Consider the following 2,394-nt stretch of genomic DNA (forward strand, 5'->3'; position numbering starts at 1 on the left):
TGCCTGCACTGACCCGAATCTTGCGAGGGAACAAACTTCCCGCCGACGATGGCATTGCGGCTATGAATCGCTTCTCCGGTGTTGACGATGATCGTTGTCGTCTGGATGGCTCCGCCAGAGGTCGGCTCAGCGAATGAGACAACAGCCTGCCCGGAGGCAATCGTGCCGAAATTCGGCCACAAGGTCGCCGAGCCCGCRCCGCCAATCAGGGAAGCGGAGCTTTTATCGGTATCCCAAACAAAGGTCAGGGCATTGCGAAAGCTAGGGAACCTACATTCCCAGGCAAAGGTCGCAGCGTGACCGGTCGAAGAAATCATGATCCCGACAGCGCTCAATGAGGCCAGACGCCGGCGAGATCTCATCCATAGGCTCCAATTCCGCAACAGGTTTGTTCTGGGCTTATTGGTTTGTCCTGGGCCTATTGCCTTCGAGGCGTGGCCGGTGCGCGCACGCAGACCGGACATCCCTGAAATACGTTGCTGGAGCATCCGACGCTTGTTAATTTCGGCCAAGATTTTGCTCGTCCCGGACATGAGCAGGGGAGTTCGGCGGCTTTGCCACGCGACCTGACCTCCCTGCCGACCACGCTAGCGGGCATCTCGCGCCTTGCCGTTGCGCGTCTTGCCGGCGCCGGCATACCGGCCGCGCCTCTCCTGAACGAGGTCGGCCTGACCGAGGACATGCTCGCCGATCACGATCAGAGAGTGCCCTCCCGGCGTCAGGTCGCATTCCTGGACCGGGCCGCGGCGGCACTGGGTGATGATTGCCTCGGCTTCACCCTGGCCCAGGAATTCGACCCCCGAGCCATGGGCTTGCTGTTCTACGTGATGGCATCCTCACAAACGCTCGGCGACGCAACGCAACGGATTGCGCGCTACAGCGCGATCACCAATGAAGCGCTGGTCTTCAGCATTGCCGAGGGAAGCGGGTTCACCGTCACGCTGAGCTATGCCGGCCTTCCCCGGCATTGCGATCGGCACCAGGCCGAGTTCTGCATTTTTGGAGCAATCAGGATCTGCCGCATCCTGACCGGCGCAAATCTCGTCCCACAACACGTCTCGATCGCGCATCACCGATCGGGCGACACCTCTGCGATGTCGCGGTTTGCCGGGACGAAGGTGGAGTTCGGCGCCGAGACCGATGCATTCGTTCTGCAGGCCGATGCGCGCGAACGCCATCTCGTGAATGCCGACCCTTATCTCAACGATCTCCTCCAGACCTATTGCGAGGCGGCGCTATCATCCCGCACGACCAATGCGAGCCCGCTTCGGGTGAGCGTCGAGAATGCGATTGCTCCGCTGCTGCCTCACGGCAAGGTTCGCGCCGAAGTCATCGCCCGCCAGCTTGGATTAAGCGAACGGACACTGGCGCGAAGGCTCGCCGAGGAGGGGCTGAGCTTTTCGGAGGTCCTGCGGCAACTGCGGCGTGATCTGGCTTTGCGCTATCTCAATGATGGCGACCACCATGTCTCCAAGGTCGCCTGGCTGCTGGGTTTCCACGAAGTCAGCGCGTTCTCGCATGCGTTCAAGCAATGGACCGGGCTGGCGCCGAGCCAGATGCGGCTGGGCGGCACCCCGAACGGATGAATGTCGCTTGGCCGACGCCAAGGCCGTTGGCGCAGTCGGCGCGGCCAGAGCGCATGCGACGCCCATCGGCCTGGGCGAAGAGCGGCGCCCCCTGCCCTCTMAGGCCGTCGGCCGCTCGGTGCCGGCGCGCAGCGTGGTGTCGACCAGGAGATTGCCGGTCGCACCCTGTTCCAGCGTGATGTCGACGCCATACACGTCCGACGCCGCCGGATGGGAGAGGACATCCCTGGGGCGGCCATCGGCGACGACGGTCTTGCGGTCGATCAGCAGGAAGCGATCCGCGCAGCGGCTGGCCAGTGCCAGATCGTGCAAGGCGACGAGCGTGACCTGGCCGCGCCGCCGCGTCGTCTCGCGGATGACATTGGTCACCTGCAACTGCCGGCGCAGGTCGAGCGCGCTTGTCGGCTCGTCGAGCAGGAGCACGCTGGGCGCGCGCACCAAGGCCTGGGCCACGGAGACGAGCTGCTGCTGGCCACCCGAAAGGTCCGACACCGGAACCTCCGAGAGATGGTCGATATGCAGCGTGCCGAGCGCCTCCTCCACCGCCCGCAGATCCTCGCGCGTGGCGCGGCCGCCATGGGCTTTCCGGGCGAGCAGCACATAATCGAAGACGCAGAGCGCAGCCCGCATCGCGACATGCTGCGACAGGAAGAAGATCGCATCATGCCGCTGCCGCGATGTCATTCCGGCAAGGTMGGCCCCGTCGAGCCGCATGGTGCCGGCGCGCGGGCGCAGCAGCCCGGCCACGAGGCGAAACAGCGTGGATTTTCCAACCCCGTTCGGCCCGACCACGGCGGTGACGGTGCCG

2 protein-coding genes and 1 pseudogene are annotated in these 2,394 nt (G+C 64.6%); 1 reads left to right on the top strand and 2 read right to left on the bottom strand.

Features of this window, described 5'->3' with window-relative positions; translation table 11 throughout:
• Nucleotides 1-512 (bottom strand): hypothetical protein (locus AC1DJT_RS36135; protein ID WP_476835999.1); only part of this gene is annotated, 512 nt, incomplete at its 3' end.
• A gap of 42 nt (nt 513-554) precedes the next feature.
• On the opposite strand from AC1DJT_RS36135, the gene AC1DJT_RS36140 reads away from it, so the two are divergent.
• On the top strand, nt 555-1,586 hold the full coding sequence (locus AC1DJT_RS36140) for an AraC family transcriptional regulator (protein ID WP_441504699.1): 1,032 nt from the start codon (nt 555-557) through the stop codon (nt 1,584-1,586).
• 354 nt (nt 1,587-1,940) lie between these two features.
• Here AC1DJT_RS36140 and AC1DJT_RS36145 read toward each other — a convergent pair.
• Nucleotides 1,941-2,378: pseudogene (locus AC1DJT_RS36145) on the bottom strand (ABC transporter ATP-binding protein); the annotation flags it as partial.
• Between the last annotated feature and the right edge of the window lie 16 nt (nt 2,379-2,394).

It is taken from the genome of Allobosea sp. 05T422_2, from assembly GCF_056396265.1.